This is a genomic window from Limnohabitans sp. Rim8, from assembly GCF_945869175.1.
Taxonomy (GTDB): domain Bacteria; phylum Pseudomonadota; class Gammaproteobacteria; order Burkholderiales; family Burkholderiaceae_C; genus Limnohabitans_A.
In genome coordinates, this window is sequence record NZ_CAMBNZ010000044.1 from 1 (window position 1) to 22,036 (window position 22,036).

The 22,036-nt window shown below is 59.9% G+C and carries 19 protein-coding genes, 1 pseudogene and 1 riboswitch; of the genes and pseudogenes, 10 read left to right on the forward strand and 10 right to left on the reverse strand.

Features of this window, described 5'->3' with window-relative positions:
• Window positions 1-185: 50S ribosomal protein L13 (locus tag Q0O19_RS08220; protein ID WP_295521760.1), on the reverse strand; the 185-nt coding region annotated here is incomplete at its 3' end.
• Between the two features lie 196 nt (window positions 186-381).
• Between Q0O19_RS08220 and rlmJ the strand changes: the two genes are divergently transcribed.
• From rlmJ to Q0O19_RS08250, 6 genes and pseudogenes are all read left to right on the forward strand, one after another.
• Window positions 382-1,269 (forward strand): 23S rRNA (adenine(2030)-N(6))-methyltransferase RlmJ, encoded by an 888-nt coding sequence (gene rlmJ, locus Q0O19_RS08225; RefSeq protein ID WP_295521763.1) that lies wholly within the window; start codon window positions 382-384, stop codon window positions 1,267-1,269.
• Window positions 1,270-1,396: 127 nt separating this feature from the next.
• Window positions 1,397-2,428: a 1,2-phenylacetyl-CoA epoxidase subunit PaaA gene (gene paaA, locus Q0O19_RS08230; protein ID WP_295521766.1), complete on the forward strand. Its 1,032-nt coding sequence runs from the start codon at window positions 1,397-1,399 to the stop codon at window positions 2,426-2,428.
• Window positions 2,425-2,733, forward strand: a complete 309-nt coding sequence (gene paaB / locus Q0O19_RS08235) for a 1,2-phenylacetyl-CoA epoxidase subunit PaaB (protein ID WP_295521769.1) — start codon at window positions 2,425-2,427, stop codon at window positions 2,731-2,733. Before paaA ends, paaB begins: the two co-directional genes overlap by 4 nt.
• Window positions 2,734-2,742: 9 nt before the next feature.
• Window positions 2,743-3,525 carry a 1,2-phenylacetyl-CoA epoxidase subunit PaaC gene (gene paaC, locus Q0O19_RS08240; protein WP_295521771.1) on the forward strand — a complete coding sequence of 261 codons (783 nt, stop codon included), beginning with the start codon at window positions 2,743-2,745 and terminating at the stop codon, window positions 3,523-3,525.
• Window positions 3,526-3,534: 9 nt separating this feature from the next.
• Window positions 3,535-4,097: pseudogene (gene paaD, locus Q0O19_RS08245) on the forward strand (1,2-phenylacetyl-CoA epoxidase subunit PaaD).
• Between the two features lie 29 nt (window positions 4,098-4,126).
• Entirely contained in the window at window positions 4,127-5,257 is a 1,131-nt protein-coding gene (locus Q0O19_RS08250) for a 2Fe-2S iron-sulfur cluster-binding protein (protein ID WP_295521773.1), read from the forward strand.
• A 31-nt stretch (window positions 5,258-5,288) separates the two neighbouring features.
• Here the strand turns inward: Q0O19_RS08250 and metF are convergent, their stop codons facing one another.
• From metF to ahcY, 3 genes are read right to left on the reverse strand one after another with little or no spacing between them, the layout of a single operon-like run.
• Window positions 5,289-6,122, reverse strand: a complete 834-nt coding sequence (gene metF / locus Q0O19_RS08255; protein ID WP_295521775.1) for a methylenetetrahydrofolate reductase [NAD(P)H] — start codon at window positions 6,120-6,122, stop codon at window positions 5,289-5,291.
• 18 nt (window positions 6,123-6,140) lie between these two features.
• The gene (locus Q0O19_RS08260) at window positions 6,141-6,989 is read right to left on the reverse strand and encodes a TlyA family RNA methyltransferase (RefSeq protein WP_295521778.1); all 849 of its coding nucleotides are present in this window, start codon (window positions 6,987-6,989) and stop codon (window positions 6,141-6,143) included.
• A 10-nt stretch (window positions 6,990-6,999) separates the two neighbouring features.
• Window positions 7,000-8,433, reverse strand: a complete 1,434-nt coding sequence (ahcY, locus tag Q0O19_RS08265; protein ID WP_295521781.1) for an adenosylhomocysteinase — start codon at window positions 8,431-8,433, stop codon at window positions 7,000-7,002.
• An 80-nt stretch (window positions 8,434-8,513) separates the two neighbouring features.
• Window positions 8,514-8,610, reverse strand: a riboswitch (S-adenosyl-L-homocysteine riboswitch).
• Between the two features lie 131 nt (window positions 8,611-8,741).
• Here ahcY and Q0O19_RS08270 point away from each other — a divergent pair.
• The 4 genes from Q0O19_RS08270 (at window position 8,742) to Q0O19_RS08285 (ending at window position 13,061) form a co-directional block, all read left to right on the forward strand.
• Window positions 8,742-9,707, forward strand: a complete 966-nt coding sequence (locus Q0O19_RS08270) for a hypothetical protein (protein WP_295521784.1) — start codon at window positions 8,742-8,744, stop codon at window positions 9,705-9,707.
• 6 nt (window positions 9,708-9,713) lie between these two features.
• Window positions 9,714-10,463: a flagellar motor protein MotB gene (locus Q0O19_RS08275; protein ID WP_295521787.1), complete on the forward strand. Its 750-nt coding sequence runs from the start codon at window positions 9,714-9,716 to the stop codon at window positions 10,461-10,463.
• Between the two features lie 133 nt (window positions 10,464-10,596).
• Window positions 10,597-12,225: a peptide chain release factor 3 gene (locus tag Q0O19_RS08280; RefSeq protein WP_295521790.1), complete on the forward strand. Its 1,629-nt coding sequence runs from the start codon at window positions 10,597-10,599 to the stop codon at window positions 12,223-12,225.
• Between the two features lie 50 nt (window positions 12,226-12,275).
• Window positions 12,276-13,061 carry an HAD family hydrolase gene (locus tag Q0O19_RS08285; RefSeq protein WP_295521793.1) on the forward strand — a complete coding sequence of 262 codons (786 nt, stop codon included), beginning with the start codon at window positions 12,276-12,278 and terminating at the stop codon, window positions 13,059-13,061.
• A 172-nt stretch (window positions 13,062-13,233) separates the two neighbouring features.
• Here the strand turns inward: Q0O19_RS08285 and Q0O19_RS08290 are convergent, their stop codons facing one another.
• The 6 genes from Q0O19_RS08290 to Q0O19_RS08315 all read right to left on the reverse strand — a co-directional run.
• Entirely contained in the window at window positions 13,234-14,445 is a 1,212-nt protein-coding gene (locus tag Q0O19_RS08290; RefSeq protein ID WP_295521796.1) for a TolC family outer membrane protein, read from the reverse strand.
• Window positions 14,445-15,824, reverse strand: coding sequence for an HlyD family type I secretion periplasmic adaptor subunit (locus Q0O19_RS08295; RefSeq protein WP_295521799.1), 1,380 nt, complete (start codon window positions 15,822-15,824; stop codon window positions 14,445-14,447). Before Q0O19_RS08295 ends, Q0O19_RS08290 begins: the two co-directional genes overlap by 1 nt.
• Before the next feature lie 34 nt (window positions 15,825-15,858).
• Window positions 15,859-17,580: a type I secretion system permease/ATPase gene (locus Q0O19_RS08300; RefSeq protein WP_295521802.1), complete on the reverse strand. Its 1,722-nt coding sequence runs from the start codon at window positions 17,578-17,580 to the stop codon at window positions 15,859-15,861.
• Between the two features lie 10 nt (window positions 17,581-17,590).
• Window positions 17,591-19,351: a type I secretion system permease/ATPase gene (locus tag Q0O19_RS08305; protein ID WP_295521803.1), complete on the reverse strand. Its 1,761-nt coding sequence runs from the start codon at window positions 19,349-19,351 to the stop codon at window positions 17,591-17,593.
• Entirely contained in the window at window positions 19,348-19,995 is a 648-nt protein-coding gene (locus Q0O19_RS08310; RefSeq protein ID WP_295521805.1) for a hypothetical protein, read from the reverse strand. Before Q0O19_RS08310 ends, Q0O19_RS08305 begins: the two co-directional genes overlap by 4 nt.
• A 149-nt stretch (window positions 19,996-20,144) precedes the next feature.
• On the reverse strand, window positions 20,145-22,036 hold a 1,892-nt coding region (locus Q0O19_RS08315), incomplete at its 5' end, for a calcium-binding protein (protein ID WP_295521808.1).

Here is a 22,036-nt window from a genome sequence, read left to right on the forward strand (position 1 = left end):
TGGGCAGCATTGATGATGACGATGAAATCACCGGTGTCGACGTGAGGCGTGTAAATGGCCTTGTGTTTGCCGCGCAAACGGAGAGCAACTTCGCTGGCTACTCGTCCGAGGACCTTGTCGGTCGCGTCAATCACAAACCACTCGTGCACGACCTCAGCGGGTTTGGCGCTGAACGTAGTTGTCATGAGTTTTCTATTTAAAAGAAAGGTTTGGCGGGTCCTTTTCCACGGTCGGTGCTCCTCTTTTGGGAGCCTCTTAGGTGGGAATTTGCCTGAGTCTTGCGACGCTTGGCGTCTTCGCCGCGGGACCACTGAATCGCTGCGAAGCCTTCTATTATACGAAAAATCAAGGACTTGCGGGGATATTGGTTACCATCAGTGAATGTTCAGTTACCGACACGCTTTCCACGCAGGCAACCATGCCGATGTGCTCAAACACATCACCTTGCTCGCCACCATGCGCCACCTCATGCAAAAAGAGGCCGGTATCACCCTGATTGACACCCATGCCGGGGCCGGCTTGTACCGACTTGACGGCGATTACTCCCAAAAAGGGGCCGAAGCCGAAGATGGCCTGTTCAAGCTGCTGGAGGCCGCAGAAAAAATGGAAGTCTTGCCCGAGCCGGTGCAAGATTATCTGGAACAAATCGCCAGCTTCAACCCCAATGGGCAAGCCAAAATTTACCCCGGCTCGCCGTTTTTGATGCACCAACTCATGCGCCACGCCTCGCGTGACCGACTGCGGCTGTTTGAACTGCACCCTACCGACAGCAAATCTTTGACGTCGAACATCGCCCAACTCGAAGCCGGGCGCACGGTCACCGTCAGCCGTGAAGACGGCTTTGAGGCGCTCAAAAAACTGCTGCCCCCGCCGCCTTCGGCCACCGGCTCCAAGCGGGCCATGGTGCTGATCGACCCGAGTTACGAAATCAAATCCGATTACGCCAAAGTGGCCAACGTGGTTCAGGAATACCTCAAGCGTTTCTCAACGGGCACTTACCTGGTCTGGTACCCGATCATCCCGCGCCCTGAAGCACACGACTTGCCCAAACGCCTGCGCACCTTGTCCAACCAGTCGCAAAAGCCCTGGCTCAACGCCACGCTGGCGATTGGGCGGGGTCCTGGCGACGAAGGCGGACTGGTCGCCAGCGGCATGTTCGTCATCAACCCACCCTTCACCCTGAAAGACCAGATCCGCACGGCTTTGGACATGGTGGGGCCGGCTCTGGCGCGCGGGTCCGGCAAAAACTGGGCCGTGGAGTCGTCTTGAGGGGTGATGAAGGCTCAGGGAAAGCTGAGCATCGGCCAATCAAATTAACCGACCGTACGGTCGGTTAATGGGTATACTGGCATCTGCGCCAAGATCATTCCATCTTGTTGGGCGCAGGAGACCCGCCATGTACACCCAATCTTTCAGCGTCCCGGAGACATCTGACGACCCCAAGCCGGCCAGCCTGAAGGCCGTGCCCCGAACCCTGAGCGCGCAAGACGCTGCTTTGCAAGCCCAATTTGATGCACGCATCGACGCCGACGGCCGCATCGAGCCCCGCGAATGGATGCCCGAGGCTTACCGCAAGACCCTGGTGCGCCAGATCAGCCAGCACGCGCACAGTGAGATCGTGGGCATGCTGCCCGAAGCCAATTGGATCAGCCGGGCCCCCAGCTTGAAGCGTAAAACGATTTTGATCGCCAAAGTGCAAGACGAAGGCGGCCACGGCTTGTACCTGTACAGCGCTGCCGAAACCTTGGGCACCAGCCGCGACCAGATGCTGGACGCCTTGCACACCGGTAAAGCCAAATACAGCTCCATCTTCAACTACCCCACGCTCAATTGGGCCGATGTCGGTGTGGTCGGCTGGCTGGTCGATGGCGCGGCCATCATGAACCAAGTGCCCCTGTGCCGATGCTCGTATGGACCTTATGCCCGCGCCATGGTGCGCGTGTGCAAGGAAGAAAGCTTTCACCAGCGGCAGGGCTACGAAGCCCTGCTGGTCATGATGCAAGGCACGGCCGAGCAAAAAGCCATGGTGCAAGATGCCGTGAACCGCTGGTGGTGGAAATGCCTGGCCATGTTTGGCCCGCCTGACGCCGACAGCCCCAACAGCGCGCAGGGCATGCGCTGGGGCATCAAACGCATCAGCAACGACGACCTGCGCCAGAAGTTTGTCGATGCCACCGTGCCCCAAGCCAAGGTGCTGGGCGTGACCCTGCCTGACCCCGATTTGAAGTGGAACAAAGAGCGTCAAGCCCATGACTACGGCCAAATCGACTGGGACGAGTTCTGGGCCACCGTGAACGGCAATGGGCCTTGCAACAAAGAGCGCTTGGGCGCACGCGTCAAGGCCTGGAACGACGGTGCCTGGGTGCGCGAGGCCGCGCTGGCCCACGCCCGCAAACAACAAACTCGCGCAATGAAGGAGGCCGCGTGAACACCCCTGCCAATACCGCCGCATTGAAAGAATGGCCCCTGTGGGAAGTGTTCGTGCGCTCTAAGCAAGGCTTGGAGCACAAGCACTGCGGCAGCCTGCATGCGTCGGACTCCGAGCACGCCCTGCAAATGGCGCGCGATGTGTACACCCGCCGCCAAGAAGGCGTGAGCATCTGGGTCGTGCCCTCGGCCAGCATTTCGGCCAGCGAACCCAATGACAAGCCCGAGTTCTTCGATCCAGCCAGCGACAAGGTGTACCGCCACCCGACCTTCTACGTGATCCCCGACGAAGTCGGCCACATGTGAGCGCCGACCATGAACGCACCCACTGAATACCTTTTACAGCTGGCAGACAACGCGCTGATCTTGGGCCAGCGCAACGCCGAATGGTGCGGCCATGGCCCCATCCTCGAAGAAGACATCGCGCTGTCCAACAACAGCCTGGACCTGATCGGTCAAGCCCGCATGCTCTACCAACACACGGCCGCACTGCAAGGCGGTGGCGCGACCGAAGACACGCTGGCCTACTTCCGCGACGTGCCCGACTTCAAGAACTACACGCTGTGCGAATTGCCGCACATGCCTTTGATGGCCGCCACATCTCAGGGCGACCGCGACTTTGCCAGCACCATCGTGCGCAATTTTTTGTACAGCAGCCTGATGGTGTTGGTGTGGGACCGACTGCAGCAGTCCAAAGACTCGCAACTGGCCGCCATTGCCGCCAAATCCCTCAAAGAAGTGCGCTACCACCTGCGCCACTCGCGCGACTGGTTGGTGCGCCTGGGCGACGGCACCGATGCGTCACACGCCAAGGCACAAGCGGCGCTTGACCAATTCATGCCCTACACACAAGAGTTCTGGAGTTCCAGTTCCCAAGAGGCTGCGGCGCTGGCCAATGGCACCGGCATCGACATGGCGACCCTGCAAGCCCATTGGAACCAGATCGTGGACACCGCACTGCAAGAAGCCACGCTCCAGCGCCCGGCCGATGGCGGCTTTGTGCCCACCGGCAAACAAGGCGTGCATTCAGAACACCTGGGTTTTGTTTTGGCCGAGATGCAAAGCCTGGCCCGCGCGCACCCTCAAGCCACCTGGTGACTCACCCCAATGGCCTCGACTGCTTCGCCCTCCTCGTCCGCGCTCTCCTCTTTGCCCCCACGCACGGCCGATGTGGCCCACGCCTGGGCACTGCTCGAGCAGCTGACCGACCCTGAAATCCCGGTCGTCACACTGAGCGAGCTGGGCATCTTGCGCGATGTCCGTTCAGGCGCCGCAGGACTGGAGGTGGTCATCACCCCACTTACAGCGGCTGTCCCGCCATGGGTCAAATTGAAGACGATGTGAAAGCTCTGCTGCAAGCCCACGGACTGCAAGGCCGAGTGGTCACTCAATTGGCCCCGGCGTGGACCACCGACTGGATGACCGACACGGCCAAAGACAAGCTGCGCGCCTACGGCATTGCCCCGCCACACACCTGCGCCAGCACACCCTCGGGCGCGGCGAGCGTGGTGCAATTTGCGGCCCGGAGTGCCAAGCCCGAAGTGGTGAACTGCCCACAATGCGGCTCGGCCAACACCACTGAGACCTCCCATTTCGGCTCCACCGCCTGCAAAGCCCTTTACCGGTGCCTGTCTTGCATGGAGCCCTTCGATTACTTCAAACCCTACTGAGCCGCCACCCGCCGCCTCAGCGCCAAGCCATGTCTGCTCCCAGATTCCATGAACTCCAAATTGCCCGCATCACGCCAGAATCGGCCGGTGCTGTAGCAATCGCGCTGAGCGTGCCTGCCGACCTGCGCAGCAGCTTTGACTTCCAGCCCGGCCAGTTTTTGACCTTGCGCGCCGACATTGGCGGCACCGATGTCCGCCGCAGCTATTCCATCAGCTCGGCCCGCAGCCAACTGCACAAGCAAGGCGTGCTCGAAGTGGGCATCCGGCCGGTCCAGGGCGGTGTCTTTTCCAACTGGGCCGCGACACAACTGCAAGCGGGCCACACCCTGCGCGTGATGCCACCCGATGGTCGCTTTGTGGTGCAGCGGCCACGCGCCATCCACCGCGTGGGCTTTGCCGCAGGCTCGGGCATCACGCCCATCCTGTCTATTTTGTCGAGCACCCTCGAAGAGCAACCCGACAGCAAATTCACCTTGGTTTATGGCAACCGCCGCATGGACAGCGTCATGTTCAATGAAGCGCTGCAAGACTTGAAAGACCGTTACCCCTCGCGCCTGACGCTGATTCACATCCTCTCGCGCCAAGCACAAGAAGTGCCGCTGCTCGAAGGCCGCATCGACGCCACCAAAGTGCAAGCCCTCATCGACGCCTTTTTGCCCGTGGAAAGCATGGACGAGGTGTTTGTGTGTGGTCCGCAAGCCATGATCGAGGCCACAGAACAAGCCCTGTTGACGGCAGGTGTCAAGGCCGAACGCATCCACAGCGAACGCTTCAGCTCACCCACCTTGGACGCACTCACGCCCGAAGCACGGGCCCAAGCGGTGCTGGGCAAACCCGATGAGCGGGTGCTGGCATCCAACAGCGCTGGTGATAAAGCAGGCGAAGTTCAGCTCACGGTGGTGCTGGACGGCAAGCCCTACCACATGCCGATGCGTCGCCACGAAAAAATCCTCGACATCGCCCTGTCGCTGGGCATGGACCTGCCCTACTCCTGCAAAGCCGGGGTTTGCTGCACCTGCCGCTGTAAGGTGATGGAGGGCACGACCGAGATGGAAAAAAACTTCACCCTCGAAAAACCCGAAGTGGCGCAAGGCTTCATCCTGTCTTGCCAGGCCCGCCCCACCAGCGACAGGGTGGTGGTGAGCTTTGATGAGCGTTGAAGCCCTTCGCAGCGGGAGTGATGGGCTTGGCTTACTTCAATCGCTCGACAATTTCAGAGGTCGCTGCGCTCTGGTTCATCGTGTAAAAATGAATCCCCGGCACGCCGCCGTTGATGAGCTGCTCACACAAGTCCGACACCACATCCAGCCCAAAGGCCTTGATGGATGCGATGTCATCGCCGTAACCCTGCAGGCGAAGGCGAATCCAGCGCGGGATTTCTGCGCCACAGGCATCCGAAAAACGCAGCAACTGGGATGAGCTGCTGATGGGCATGATGCCCGGCACCACGGGCACATCCACACCCAATTTGTACACGTCGTCCACAAAGCGGAAATACGCGTCGCTGTTGTAGAAATATTGGGTGATGGCCGAATTGGCACCGGCTTTCACCTTGGTGGCAAAGGCCTGCAAGTCAGACTCAGGCGATTTGGCTTGCGGGTGGATCTCGGGGTAGGCCGCCACTTCGATGTGGAAGTCGTCACCGGTCTCTGCGCGGATGAAGGCCACCAGATCGCTGGCGTAGTGGAACTCGCCACCGGCGCCATAGCCGCTGGGCAAATCGCCGCGCAAAGCCACCAGGCGTTTGACGCCCATGGCTTGGAGTGTCGCCAGCTCTTCGCGCACAGTTGCCTTGGTTGCACCGATACACGAGAAGTGAGAGGCGGCTGCCACACCCTCACTCAGGATCGCGCTCACGGTTGAGAACGTGCCCTCTTGCGTTGAGCCGCCTGCACCGTAAGTGACCGAGCAAAACTCGGGCTTGAGTGCGTAAAGTTTTTCGCGAACGGCGCGCAATTTCTCGGCACCCTCAGGGGTTTTGGGCGGAAAAAACTCCAGACTGATGGGCAGTTTCAAACCAGACATCACAACACCTTCCAAGATTCAATAGTCGTTGGCCTTGGCATAAGCCTTGGCGGCCAGATCGGCCTCGTGCGCCACGCGCGCGGCTTCGCGTGCGGGCCATACAGCCGCCGGGTCCGGCCAGCAGGCGTGCACAAAAAATTCGTGGTTGCCGTCACCCCCCTCGATCGGGCTGTCCAGCCAAGCAGTGACCTGCATGCCCAAATCCGTCAAAGCGGTGCGTACGCGGTTTTCGATGAAGGGAAAATGCGTGTCGTCTTTCACGATGCCGCCCTTGCCCACTTGGCCCGGCTGCAGCTCGAACTGGGGTTTCACCAGCATGAGCAACTGGCCCGTGGGCTTGAGCAAGTGCACCACGCCCGGCAGCACCAGCGTGAGCGAGATGAAAGACACATCGCCCACCAGCAAGTCAAAGCCTTCCAGCGCATCGGGAATGCGCTCGTCGCCCGGCACCAACTCGCGGGCGTTCACGCCTTCGATGCAGACCACCCGCTCGTCTTGGCTGATGCGCGAATGGACTTGGGCGTGGCCCACATCCACGCCCACCACCTCGGCCGCGCCGTGCTGCAGAAGGCAGTCGGTGAAACCGCCGGTGCTTTGGCCCACATCCAGACAGCGCAAACCCTCGACCTGCACACCCGTGGCCTTCAAAGCGCCTTCGAGCTTCAAGCCACCGCGAGACACATAGCGCGACTCGGCGTCGTCGAGTAACTCCAAGGCGGCACTCTCGGGCACCTCGTCGCGGTTTTTGACGACGGTGCGCCAAATGCCGTCGGGCTGCTGCCACTTCACGCCCCCCGCAATCAGGCGCTGGGCTTGAGAGCGAGAAGCGGCCAAGCCACGTTCGACGAGAAGTTGGTCAATGCGCATCAGGTGGGTTTCAATAACGGTAAGTGTCGGCTTTGTACGGGCCGTTTTTGGACACACCAATGTAAGACGCTTGCTCGTCGCTGAGTTCGGTCAACATCGCGCCAACTTTCTTCAGGTGCAAACGCGCGACCTTCTCATCGAGGTGCTTGGGCAACACATAGACTTTGCCGGACTCGTACTGGTCTTGTTTGGTGAACAGCTCGATCTGGGCGATGGTCTGGTTGGCAAACGACGACGACATCACAAAGCTGGGGTGGCCGGTGGCGCAGCCCAGGTTCACCAAGCGGCCTTTGGCCAACAAAGTGATCTTCTTGCCGTCGGGGAAGATGATGTGGTCGACCTGAGGCTTGATTTCGTCCCACTGCAGTTTTTCCAGCGAAACCACGTCGATTTCGTTGTCAAAGTGACCGATGTTGCAGACGATGGCCTCGTCTTTCATGGCGGCCATGTGCTCGTAGCGGATCACGTTCTTGTTACCGGTGGCCGACACAAAAATGTCGCACTTGTCGGCGGCGTATTCCATGGTCACGACCTTGAAGCCTTCCATCGCGGCCTGCAAGGCGTTGATCGGGTCGATCTCGGTCACCCACACCTGGGCGCTCAAGGCGCGCAGGGCTTGGGCCGAGCCTTTGCCCACGTCACCATAACCGGCAACCACCGCCACTTTGCCGGCGATCATCACGTCGGTGGCGCGCTTGATGGAGTCCACCAGCGATTCGCGGCAGCCGTACAGGTTGTCAAATTTGCTTTTGGTCACCGAGTCGTTCACATTGATGGCGCGGAACATCAGGCTGCCCTTGGCGGCCATTTCGTTCAAGCGCAGCACGCCGGTGGTGGTCTCTTCGGTCACGCCAATGATGTGCGCGCCCTTGCGGCTGTACCAGGTCGGGTCCACAGCCAGCTTGGCCTTGATGGCGTTGAACAGGCAGATCTCTTCTTCGCTGGTGGGGTGGGCGATCAAGGAAGCGTCGGTTTCGGCACGCTTGCCCAAGTGCATGAGCAGCGTGGCGTCGCCGCCGTCGTCCAAAATCATGTTGGGACCTTCGCCTTCGGTACCCGCTGCGCCGAATTCAAAAATGCGGTGGGTGTAATCCCAGTAGTCGGCCAGGGTTTCGCCCTTGATGGCGAACACGGGCGTGCCCTTGGCGGCAATGGCGGCCGCGGCGTGGTCTTGGGTCGAAAAGATATTGCAAGAAGCCCAACGCACATCGGCGCCCAAGGCTTGCAAGGTTTCGATCAGCACCGCCGTCTGGATGGTCATGTGCAGCGAGCCGGTGATGCGCGCGCCCTTCAGGGGCTGGGCTTGATTGAATTCTTCGCGGATGGCCATCAGACCGGGCATTTCGGTCTCGGCGATTTTGATTTCTTTGCGGCCCCAATCGGCCAGGCCGATGTCGGCAATCACGCAGTCTGCGTTGACGGTGGAAGGCATACGTGCATTCATGAGAAAAGCTCCAAGCAATGTGAATGAACCACAGGCATGGGTGAGTCACTGAATGAAAGGGACAGGCTCACCGCACGTCGTGTGGATGAGCGTCGTTGCTGATGAAGTGTTCCGAGCCTCACGCCCCGCTGCCGGCTTTGTTCAAAGCCAGGGGGCGCTGCAACGCTCCTCGGAAATGTGGATTCTATAGGAGTCTTTTGTACGGATTGGTATCCGCCCACAAGATCTTCCCAGTTGCAGGGTTGATGGCCGGGCATTTGCTAGACTGGCCACATGCCCTGCACACTGCCCCACACATGCCCCCATTGATGCCCCCACTGATGCCCTTTTTCACCGACTACTGGCATTTGTGCTTGGTGGCCGCCGTGATCGGCCTGATTGCGCTGGATTACGCACGCCGCTTCATCGGCCCCGCATTGAAGCTCAAAACCGATCTACATCGGGTCCACGCGCAGCTGTTGGTCCTCACCACCCAAAGCCTCTCTCAGCCCATCGATCTGGCCCAACTCAAAAACGAGGTGATGGGTTCACCCGCCCTGCAGCACGCTTGGCAGCAATACGCCAGCACGCTCCAGCCACAATGGCAAGCCGCCGACGCCGGGCCTTTGGGCGCGGCGCGCCAGCGTGTCAGCCACTTGTCACGGGCCTTTTTTGGGCACATGGGCTCCAGCGGGGGGCGATTGGACCTGTCCAACATTGAGCAACTGGCCCAAAACGATCCCCAACTGGCCCAGGTCTGGCGCGAATACAGCCAAGCCCTCGAATCGCTGCAACAACTCGAATCGTCGGCCGCCAGCATTTCCGGCAAATGGCAAGCCAGCAGCCATGCCGACCTGTACTTCACCGAGCAAGCCTTGGTCGACACGCCTTTGCAATCGAACTTCTACAAACACATCCCCGGCATCCTGACCGGGGTGGGCATCATTGGCACCTTCACCGGCCTGATCGCGGGTTTGGTGGGTTTTGATGTATCCAACCCCGAACGCGTGCAGACCGAGCTGAGCCAGCTGGTGCAAACCGTGGGCCACGCCTTTTTGGTGTCGGCCTTGGCCATCACTTTGGCCATGGTGTTCACCTGGATCGAAAAGTCAGTCCTCACCGGTCGTTACCGCCAAGTCGAAGAACTGCAGCAAGCACTCGACACCTTGTTCACTCCTCAAGGCGGCACCTCCTCGGTGGAACGCCTGACGCTGGCCACCGAGATGCAAGCCGCGCTGTCCTACAAGATTTTGAACCAGTTGCGGGCCACCGCCACCGGTTCAACGCAGCGCTGACCCCGGATGCTCGGCGCCCGAAGAACGCCCCTCAAAAGGCACCGCGACGAGGCAGAAAAACCTTTCTGGATCTCGTTTTCTGACCTCATGACTGCGCTCATGGTGCTGTTTTTAGTGGCCATGGCCGTGGCCCTGCTCAGCGTCACGCAAGGCCTGCGCAAAATGGACGAAGGCCGGGCCCAGCGCGATACCGCGATCTCGACTTGCCTGGACGGCATTCATCAGATCACCCAGCAAACGCCCTACCCCGGCGTGACCCTGCGCGGCCAAACCTTGGAGCTTGGCGCCCTCGCCGAATTTCCCAAAGACAGCAACGAGCTGGAACCCGAACGGGTGGGCTATTTGCGTGGCTTTGTGCCCCACATGCTGCAAATCGCACGCACGCCCGAATGCCAAAACTGGCTCAAACGCTTTGTATTGGAAGGCTATGCCAGCCCCGAGGGCTCTTACCTGTACAACCTCAACCTGAGCTTGGCGCGTTCCCAGCGCGTGCTGTGCGTACTGCTCGACAACAAAGCGGCCGATGCCCTCAACCCAGAAGACCGTCAGGCGATCCGCGAGCAGTTTTTTGTCGGCGGGTCCTCCTTCAACTCGGCCATCTTGAACCAACCCGAAAAAAGCCGTCGGGTGGAGCTGCGGCTGGAGTTCAAAGAACTGCGCAAGCGCTGCGAAGCCGGTGCGCCAGACTGCCATGAAGATGAAGTCCACCCCCTGCCTTGGGACGACGACGCCAAATGCCCCGTGGCCAAACGCTGACACAGCCTTGAACAACGCGATCGGGGTCGGGGCCTGGGTGCAATGGGCCCGGTAAAATCAGTACTTTCGCCAGCCCGACCGGGCCTGGCCAGCACGATGGCCCTTGGCCGACCGCACGATTTCAGGACCCCTTGTGACCTACGCCCACGAAACCCGGCGCCGCCGGACGTTTGCCATCATTTCCCACCCCGACGCCGGTAAAACCACGCTGACCGAAAAGCTCTTGCTGTTTTCGGGCGCGATCCAGATCGCCGGCTCGGTCAAGGCCCGCAAGGCTTCGCGCCACGCCACCAGCGACTGGATGGAAATCGAAAAGCAGCGCGGCATCTCGGTGGCCTCGTCCGTGATGCAAATGCTGTACCGCGAACACGTCATCAACCTGCTCGACACCCCCGGCCACAAAGACTTCTCTGAAGACACCTACCGCGTGCTCACTGCGGTGGATTCGGCCCTGATGGTGATTGACGCGGCCAACGGCGTGGAAGCGCAAACCCGCCGCCTGATCGAGGTCTGCCGTCAGCGCGACACGCCCATCATCACCTTCGTCAACAAGATGGACCGCGAAGTGCGCGACCCCCTCGACATCCTGGACGAAGTCGAGCGCGAGCTGGGCATGCCCTGCGTGCCCATGACTTGGCCTGTCGGTCAGGGCAAATCGTTTGGCGGCATCATCAACTTGCGCACGCAAGCGATGACGGTGTTCGACTCCGGCAGCGAACGCTTGCCGCAAGACTTTGAAACCATTGCGCTGACCGAACAAGCCCAACTGGCCGAGCGCTTTGGTCTGGAGTGGCAAACCGCCATGGACAGCATGGAACTGGCCACCGGCGCATCGCCCACGTTCGACGAAGCAGCCTTCCTGGCGGGCCAACAAACACCCGTGTTCTTCGGCTCCGGCGTGAACAACTTCGGTGTGATGGAGGTGCTGGACGCCCTGGTCGATCTGGCCCCCGCGCCCAAGCCCCGCACCAGCAACCTGCTGGTCAACAAACAGCCCGTGGTCAAAGAAATTCAGCCCGAAGACAGCGCATTTTCCGGCGTGGTGTTCAAGGTGCAGGCCAATATGGACGCCAACCACCGCGACCGCATCGCCTTTGTGCGGATGGCTTCAGGCAAATACACCCCGGGCATGAAGCTCAAAGTCCAACGCACCGCCAAAGAACTGCGCCCCACCAGCGTGGTGACCTTCCTCTCGCAACGGCGCGAAGCGGTGGACGAAGCCTATGCGGGCGACATCATCGGCTTCACCACCCACGGCGGCGTGCAGTTGGGCGACACCATCACCGATGGCGCGAATTTGCAATTCACCGGTCTGCCCTTCTTCGCCCCCGAACTCTTCATGACCGTGATCTTGAAGAACCCGCTGCGCACCAAACAGCTGCAAACCGGCCTCGACCAACTGGGTGAAGAAGGTGCGATCCAGGTCTTCAAACCCGAAATCGGCGGCCCCATGCTGCTGGGCGCAGTGGGTCAGCTGCAGTTTGAAGTGGTGCAACACCGCCTCAAAGCCGAATACGACTGCGATGTGCGCCTGGAAGGCTGCCAGTACACCGGCGCCCGCTGGATCACCGCCGACACCCCAGCCGAGCTGCGCGAATTCACCAACGCCTACCCCCAGCGCATGTCGCTCGACGCCGCAGGCACGTTGGCCTATTTGTGCACCTCACCTTACGACGTGCGTCTGGCGCAAGAACGCTTTCCCAAAATCCACTTCCACCCGCTGCGCGAGCACGCGGGTTTGGCGCTGGGCTCGGCCGGTTGAAGCGGCAAAAAGAATCGGGATCTGACCCCAATTCAACCCCAATTCAAGAGATGCGACCGCTTTCACAATGGTGTCCGCCTCACGGCCTAATCGGTGTGTTCACCGACATCGACGACACCTTGACCACCAACGGGGCGATCACCCCCGATGCTTGGCAGGCGCTGGCTAACCTCCAAGCTGCGGGCTTGCATGTGGTGGCCGTTACCGGGCGGCCTGTGGGCTGGAGCGAGCCCTTTGCGCAACGCTGGCCGGTGGACGCCATCGTGGCCGAAAACGGCGCCGTGGCGCTGGTGCACCCGCATGGCCAAGGGCTGCGCAAGCTCTACCACCAAAATGCCGTGACACGCGCCGTCAACTTTGACCGCATGCAGCAGGTGCTGGCCCACATCGAACAAACCATTCCCGGCGCCAAGCGTTCGCAAGACAGCTCAGGCCGTGAAACCGACATCGCCATCGACCACAGCGAATTCACGCACCTTGCACCTGAGGCCATCGATCAAGTGGTGCGCACGCTGCAAGAAGCAGGCATGACCGCCACCGTCAGCAGCATCCACATCAACGCCTGGTTCGGTGGGCACAGCAAACTCACAGGAGCGCAATGGATCGTGGAGCAACTTTGGGGGCGCGACCTGAATGCCGAGATGGACCGCTGGGTCTATGTGGGGGACTCCACCAACGACCAGGTCATGTTCGAGCACTTTGCGCACAGCGTGGGCGTGGCCAACATCCGGCGCTTTGAGGCCCAGCTGAAGCACCCGCCGCGTTACATCACCGCCCAGGAGCGGGGGGCGGGCTTTGCTCAAACCGTGCAGCACCTGTTGCACGGGCAAGTCTGACAGCACCTATAAAAAACCCTCTGCGCCACAAGTCTCAGGGCTGGAACGCTTGGGCCACCTCGGTGATCGCCTCCAAGGGCGGCTTGCCCACCAAAGCAGCCAAGCGCAAACGCGCCATCAAATACAAATACCGCGCCTGCACCAAATCTCGTTTGGCCTGCGCCAGCTGCTGCTAGGCATTCAAAATATCGAGCATGGTCCGCACACCGGCCAATTTGGACTTGTTGGTCGACAGCACCAACTGCTCGGCTGAGCGCACCACCTGTTCCAGCGCACGCACCTTGAGGACACCCTCGGTGACGCCGCGGTACTCCTTGTGCACACGCAAATTCAAATCACGCCGCGTGGCCTCCAAAGCTTCTTCAAATCGGGTTTTGTCGGCCACCGCTTGGCGCACCTGCGAGCTCACATAGCCGCCCTGGTAAATCGGCACCACCAACTGAATGCCCACCGACTTGGTGACAAAACGCGAGTTCTGGCGCGTCACGTTCTCGTTGCCGCTGTCGCTCCACTGCGCAATGCCATCCAGCACAGGTGCATGGGCAGCTTTCGCTTTGGAGATTTCTTTCTCAGCGGCTGCAAGCCGGGCCTGCAAAGCCAACACCTCAGGGCCACCCGACTGCGCTTGCGCCAGCCAAGCCTCCAAAGGAGGCAGTTCAGCAGGCAAGCTGGCAAACGCCTGCAAATTCAAAACAGACAAAGCGCCCACGGGCTGGTTCACCAAAATTTGAAGCTGCCTGCGCGTGAAGTCTTTGTTTTGAGTCGCCTCCAGCTCAGCGGCCAACGACATGTCCAAACGGGCTTGGGCGTCGTCAATGTCGGTGCGCGTGCCCGTGCCCGCTTTCAGCGCCTTTTGGGAGGCATCGAGCAAAGCGGTGTATTGCTGCTTTTGCGCCAACACCAACTTCAGTTGGTCCTCGGTCAACAAGGCCTCCATGTAAGCACCGCCCACCCGCACGATCAGCTCTTGCAAATCGCGCTGGTGCATGGCCTCGGCATCGGCCACTTGGTCTTTGGCTTGCTCGTATTGAAAGTAGCGCTGCAAACTGAACAAGGGCTGGCGCAGCGACAAGGTGTTACCAAAGCTCTTGTATTGGTTGTTGGTCGTGACGTCCTGGCCCAGAAAATTGGGCGCTGTGGTGTCCAGATCGTTGGTGTTTCGGCTGAAGTTGGCCTGCACCGAAGGCATCAGCTGCGCACGCGCTTGGGGTAAACGCTCACGGCCAGCGGCCAAACTGGCACGCGAGGCACGGATCGTCGCATCCTGATCCAAGGCAAGCTGGTACGCCTCCAGCAAGTTCATGCTGTGAGCCGACGCCCCAGCCAGGGAGGTGACCAGGCCAGCGGCCAAAGCCATGCAGGTTTTACGAAAGCGGGACTTCATCACTCTTCCTTCATCGAGCCAGCCATGCGCTTGGTCAGCGGGCTGAGCAAATACGTCAGCATCGAGCGCTCACCCGTCTTGATCACCACTTCGGCGGGCATACCGGCCTGCATTTGGCGCGATCCCAAGGTCTTCAAACCTTCAGGCGTCACTTCCAGTCGCGCCAAAAAGTAAGCAATTTGCGGATTCTGGGGGTCGGTCAACAAATCGCCCGACACCGACAACACCTTGCCCTGCACCACCAGCTGTGGCGAGTGGGCAAACGCGTTGAAGCGGATGTCGGCCTGAAGGCCTGCATGCACCTTGTCGATCAAATGGGGCGCAATGCGCGTCTCCAGCAGCAGTGCCTGCTGCTCAGGCACGATCTCCATCAAGCGCTGGCCGGGTTGCACCACGGCACCCACCGACTGCACCGACAGGCCCACCACTTGGCCGGCAGACAGTGAGCGGATGTCCACACGCTGCAAATCGGCTTTTTGAGCGGCAAATTTCTCGGCATCGGCTTGCACCTCGCGAGACACATCGGCCATTTGCGACTCCACCTCTTTGCGGTACTCCGCTTGTCGAGACAGGGACCGCTGCGTGGTCTCGGCCATGGCGCGTGTGACGCGAATCGCAGTGCCCGTCAGATCGGCCATGCTCGCCTGCACATCGGCCACCATGCGTTCCAACTCCATCTGGCGGTTGCGTGGGGCATAGCCGTCTTTCACCAAATCACGGATGTTGCTCAGCTCCTCTTTAAAGAGCGCGAGCTGCTGCTGACGCTGCACCAGCACATTTTGGGACGCTTCACGCTGCGCTTTCAAACCCTCTATCGACTCTTGGAACACCTGCAAGTCAGACTGCAAAGCCTGACGGCGCGAATCGAACAACTGGCGCTGGTTGTTCACCTGCTGGGCGAAAACAGGGTCGGCCGCCGCAGCCTCCAGCACCTCTTTTTGAAACGCCACACCCGCAGCATTGGCCTGTTCTGCCTTCAGGCGGCTTTGCATGGCACTCAAGCCCAAATAACGTTGCCGGATCGACTCGAAGTTCGCCTTCGGCACCGCCTCATCCAAGCGCATCAAAATTTGGCCTTCCTTGACCACATCGCCCTCGCCCACCAACACTTCCTTGACGATACCGCCCGTCAAATGCTGGATGGCCTTTCGCTTGGTGTCGATGGTCACCATGCCAGGCGTTGGCACACCTTCGTCCAGCGGCGCCAAAGCGGCCCACAAGAAAAAGCCGCCCAAGCCCAGGCCCAAGACCCACAGGGCTTTTCGGGCAATGCCACGCGTGTCCGCGGAAACCAGCAAGGCCCCCTCGTCACCACCGGCCTTGACGCGCGCGTCTTCCACATTCAATTGACTCATTGCCGACATTTTTGGGTTTGACATTTCAGTCCTCCATCCGTTGTTCCAAGCCGCTGCCTCAGGCCGCGGGCAACGCTGCAGCGGCAGCGCTTTCTTTTTGTTTCTTCAAAGCTTCCAACACGCCATCTCGCGGGCCACTGGCCACCAATTTGCCGTCTTGCAAAATCACCAAACGGTCGGCCACCTGGATCACACCGGGACGGTGACTGATCAACACCACCGTCTTGCCCTGGGCCTTGATCAGTTGCACCGCTTTCATCAAAGCGGCCTCGCCCTCATCGTCCAGGTTGGCGTTGGGTTCATCCAGCACCACCAGCATCGGCTTGCCATACAAAGCCCGTGCCAAACCAATGCGCTGACGCTGTCCGCCCGACAAGAACGAACCACCCTGCCCCACACGCGAGTCGTAACCCTGGGGGAATCGCAAGATCATCTGGTGCAAACCGGCTGCTTCTGCGGCTTCGATCACCTGGTCAGAATCGACCTCGCCAATGCGGGCGATGTTCTCGGCAATCGTGCCGTCAAACAGTTCAATGTCTTGGGGCAAATAACCCACATGCTGGCCCAAGCTCTCGCGTGTCCACTGCCCAATGGGCTGCTCGTCCAGCAAAATGCGCCCTTCGTGGCCGGGCCAAATGCCCAACATGCTGCGGGCCAAGGTCGATTTGCCGCAGCCCGAAGGCCCCAACACCACCGTGACCGTGCCTGGCAAAGCCATGAAGCTCACGCCATCGAGCACCGGCTTGTCACGCCCGACGACCTTCACCACCAACTGTTCAATCTTCAGATTGCCCAAAGGTGCTTGGATCATTGTTTTTTCGCGGCCCGCATGCTGAAAACCCAACAATTTTTGCAAGCGGCCATAAGCGTCTTTGCTGGTCAAAAATTGCGGCCAAGTGCCCACCAACAAATCAATCGGGGCCAGCGCACGGGTCATCAGCACATTGCCCGCGATCATGGCACCGGGGCTGATTTCCCCCCGGGTGACCAACCAAGCCCCCACCGCCAAACTCATGGACTGCTGGGCGTACCGCACAAACTTGCTGACGGCCGTCACCGAGCCAGTTTTATTCTGAGAAGTGCCCGACATCACCAAGGCCTTGTGCTGCTTGGCTTTCCAGCGCTGGTACAAACTGCCCTGCATGCCCATGGCGCTCAGAACCTCGACGTTGCGCAACTTCGACTGCAAAAAGTTCTGGGCATCGGCCTGCGCCAAGGCCGTGACCAACTGCGCCTTTTGCGTGGCCGCATGGCCTTGCCAGGCAATCAAAGCCTGCACCACCGCAAACAACGAGGCGACCGCGCCCAGCCAAGGGTGCAGCATGAACAGCACCGCCAGATAAATCGGAATCCACGGCACATCAAAGAAAGCGAACACGCCATTGCCCGTCATGAACTGGCGCAGCACCGTCAAGTCGCCAAACGCCTTGGAGGGCGCGGTTTCTGCCGGGTTCAAGTAGGACAAAAAGCTCGCCTTGAACACCCGCTGGCTCAGCGCCTGGTCGAGCTTGACGCCTGTGCGCACCAGCAAGATGGAGCGGGCCCACTCGGCAAACGCCATCGCGCCAAACAAGAACAAAGCCAACAAAGACACCACAACCAGCGTCATGTAACTTTGGCTCATCATCACGCGGTCAAACACCTGGAGCATGTAGATCGTGGGCGTCAGCATCAACAGGTTCACCACCAAGCTGAACACGCCCACCACCAGAAACTCGCGGCGAAACGTCCACAGCACTTCAGACAAGCCGCGCGGTTGCGCAGAATTTTTCGGGTTCATCATTTTTCCCTCACGCGCTGGGTGAAACCTGAGCCACAGCCGGTGCTGCACCCGCAGACGCGGCTGGGGTTGCCGCTGGGGTCGCCGCCGGCATCAGCTTTTGCAACACCTCGGCGGTTGGGCCATACAACTGCTGCGCCCCGTCGCGCAGGACCAACAAACGGTCGGTGACCGACAACACGCTGGTGCGGTGAGTGATCACCACAAACGTGGTGCCGCGCGACTTCATGGTCAAAATCGCCTGAGACAAAGCCGCGTCCCCCGCCTCGTCCAGGCTCGAGTTAGGCTCGTCCAACACCACCAACACCGGGTTGCCATACAGCGCCCGCGCCAAAGCCACACGCTGACGCTGACCGCCCGACAAGACCCCGCCATCGCGGCCAACAGACGTTTGGTAGCCTTGCGGCAAAGACATCACAAACTCGTGCAAACCCACCAGGCGGGTGGCCTCTTCCACACGGCCCATGTCCAGCTCGCCAAAGCGCCCAATGTTCTCGGCCAGCGTGCCCTCGATCAACTCGACGCCCTGCGGCAAATAACCCAGATAAGGCCCCAACTCTTCTTTGTTCCAGATGTGCACATCGGCACCATCGAGCCTGACTTTGCCAGCCAAAGGCGTCCACACGCCCACCAACAAACGCGCCAAGGACGTTTTGCCTGAAGCCGAAGGCCCCACCACACCCAACACACAGCCGGGCGGCAAACCAAACTGCACACCTCGCAGAACCGGCTGCTGCGAACCCGGTGGCGCGGCCACCAGGCCATCCACCACCAACTCGCCCTTGGGCGCTGGCAGTGCCATGTTCTCGGTGCGGGCCGGAATCTGCGCCAGCATGTTGTCCAAGCGCGACCATGCGGCCAGAACGCTCACCAGCGCGCTCCACTGCTGCACCACCTGGGTCAGGGGTGCCAACATGCGGCCCACCAAAACAGAGCCAATGATCAGCATGGCGTCGCCGCCATTCAATTTGCCTTCCAGCAACATCCAGGCACCCAGGCCCAGCATGACCGAACCCATCAACTGCTGCAGCAACTTGGACACCGCATTGAGGCCACCCGCCAACTCCGAGGCCTGCGCCTGAAACGCCAAAAAGGCGTCTTGCTTCTTTTGCCACTGGCCCAACACGGCGGGCATCATGCCCATCGACTCCATCACCTGGGTGTTGCGCAGCGACGCATCGGCATACACCTGCGCTTCTTGCGAGCGGCGCTGCGCCTCCAGCAAGGGTTTGCGCGAAGACTGCTGAATCAGCCACGCCACCAAGGTCTGGGCCAGTGCGCCGACCACGCCCGCCCAACCAAGCAAGGGGTTGATCAAGAACAGCAAAAACACCGCCACCAGGGCCATCGGCACCTCAAACATCGCGCTCAAGGCCGGGTTGTTGAAAAACTCGCGCACCGTCCTGAAATCGTTTTGCACCTGCATGGCGGCGCCGCCCATTTGCTTTTTCAGCAAACCATCAAACATCGCGCCATAAATCCGGTCTGACAACTTCATCTCGAACCGAATGCCCACACTCCAGAGCAAGCGCGAACGGATCTTCTCCAAAAGCTCCATCACCGCATAAGCGCCAAAGGCCACCACCGTCAGCATCAGCAACGTGTTCACACTGCGGCTGTTGACCACACGTTCATAGACCTCCAGCATGTACACCGTCGAGGTAAAGCCAAGCAGGGCTACCACCGTACTCATGACCATGGCCGAACGCCAGGCCGGCTTGAAATCGAGCAACGCCAGGCGCAACTCGGACACAGAAGAATCCAGTTTCATGTGGGGGCCACCTCTAAAGACACATATTCAGGAATGGAAGACTCTGGCGTAGTCGCTGCATCGCCCATAGCCTCATTGGACACATCGCTTTCCGCACCCTCGAGCGCATCGGGTGAATCGGCCGACACCAGGAAAAAAGACAACTCGAACGTCTTGTCCAAACGCTCATTTAAAACAACCTCGCGCAATTTGGCCTGCTCAAACAAGGCCAGCTTGTCCGCATCCAGCTGCAACTCAAAGCGCATGCGCCCATCCATGGTGAACAAGGACAACTGGCCGGGCTTGATGCTCAGGGTGTGCCGGTCAAAGTACACCGGGCAACTGTCGGCAAACTTGAGCAAAGGCAGCGGCTTGCCCGGCATGCGCGACACGTTGTAGGGGCTGGCCGCCGCCTGGTAAATCAGGCGCGACATCTTGGACACCGCATAAATGGCGTTGCACACCATCTGCGACCCCAACTCCGGGAACTGGGCCCGTAAACTGCGGTAATGCAAATGGTGCAGCGCCACCCGGTTCCACACCCGGGACTGCTGCACCTGCGGCGCCAGCTCGTTGCATACCCGCGCAAACACGGCCCGCAGCTCGCACAAACGGGCGTGCTGCTCAGGCGAAGTGTTCAAGGGAACGCGGATCAAGAAGTTCATATAGGAGATGATTGTACACGACTCCTATATGAAGTTTTTCACGCCAAGGCGTGAAGCTGATCGCCCATGAAATAACCCCACCCCCTTTTGAGGGGTGGGGTTGATGGATTGACTTCAAGTCCTTGTCTTTCGACTTGGACTTTGGGTCATCAGATGTTGAAGTTGGCTGCAACCAGGTTGTCGATGTCCACACCAGAAACAGTGCCCACCAAAGTGGCTGTGATGACACCAGCCGCCGCAGTGGCATAGAAAACATACTGTGTCCCAGCATCGCTGTTGGCAGCAGTCACAAACACGGCTTTGGTGCCGTTCGTCATGTCAATGTCGGCATATTCACCGCCACCCGCCAACGCAGCGGTCAAGCCAGCGGCTGTGGTGATGTCTTCCCCGTCCACAATGTCCACCAACAAATTCACGTCCGCATCCACCAGGGTAGGGTCTTCTGGGTTGGCAGTCAACTTCGCATTCATGGCCACCGCATTCAAGAATTCATCGATCACTAAAACGTCACCAGCAGCGCCGGCTGCAAAACCAACGATGGCATCGGTGCCGTTGTTGGCAGCGGTATCCGCCAGCACCAATCGGTCACTGACCGCTGTCGTCTCAGTCAAGTCAATGGTGTCGTTGCCAACACCACCCGTGATGCTGTCAATCCCTTCACCACCCGTCAGGTTGTCGCTGCCTGTACCGCCATTGATCGTGTCTGCACCCGAACCCCCGCTGATGGTGTCGGCATTGGAGCCGCCAGTCAGGTTATCCGCAGCACTGCCGCCAGTAATGACGTCGGCACCTGTGCCGCCAGTCAATATATTGACAGCAATTGCTGAGCCCGTCATTGTCACAGCGGAGGTCGCGTTTGTCGCACTGATGGTGACTGTGCCGGTGTTCGTCGATGCGTTAACCGTGGCAAGCTTTGTAGATGTTACTCCGATGGATGTGCTGAAGTTCGTCGCACCCGATACATTCAAGGTCACCAGATCGGCGTCCGTCAAAGCAGTGATCTCAAACGTACGACCCGCAGTTGTGGCACCACCTGCAACAATGTTGATGGTTTCCTCGTCATTGGCCACCAGGGTCGCTATGGTTGTATCGGCATCGGTGAAGGTACCGATCGTCACGGCATTGCTTGAGTTGTCCAGCAGACGGTCAAAGGTCAAGGTGTTGGCATCCGTGGAGATGGCGCGCAGTTCGTTGGTGGTAGTTGCGACGTTAGTGAACGTCACGTTGCCTGCCACGTTGCTGACCAAGCGGGTAAAACCTGCATTGGTCGTGAACTGAACCATGTCCTGGGCCAGCGCCGTGTCGGCACGCAAGAATTCGAAATTGGTCACGCCTTGCGATGTCTCTGCAGTAACGGCTGCATCCAAAGCCAGTGTGTCGTTTCCGGCCCCACCGTTCACAACGTCACCCGAAGTCAGGGTCGCATCGGCATTGACCGTATCGTCACCCTCACCGCCATCCACGTTCACCGACGTGCCCGACAGGGTGATGGTGTCGTTGCCAGCGCCGCCCATGAGGGTGTCATTGCCACCGCCATCCGAGAGGGTGTCGCTGCCGTCACCGCCTTGCAGATTGTCTGCAGTGGTACCACCGGTCAGCGTGTCCTTGCCTGCGCCACCCATGACGGTGGAGGCAAAGTTTCCGATGATGATCGAATCATCGCCTGCAGAACCTGTGATGCTTGCTTTACCGCCAGTGCCCTGAGCCGTTGTCGCCAAGTCAAAGGTGACAGTGCCCGTGGCTTGGGCCGCCAGGCCGGAAGCATCGATGGTCAAAAGCGCTGTCGATGTGGTGGAGACGCTGTTGATGTCGATGTTGTTGGCACCTGTCAGCGTCAAAGAGACGTCTGCACTGGTGCTGTCCGGTGTGATGGTCAGCGTACCAATGTCCTGACGTGCACCACCGGAGGCTGCGCCTGTGTTGATGCTGACCGACTCATAGCCTGTTGAGGTGACGTCACTGCCACCAAAGACATCGAGTGCCAATCCGGTGGTGGTCACCGTCGACTTGTTCACAATCGAAACGCTGTCGGTCGTTGCAC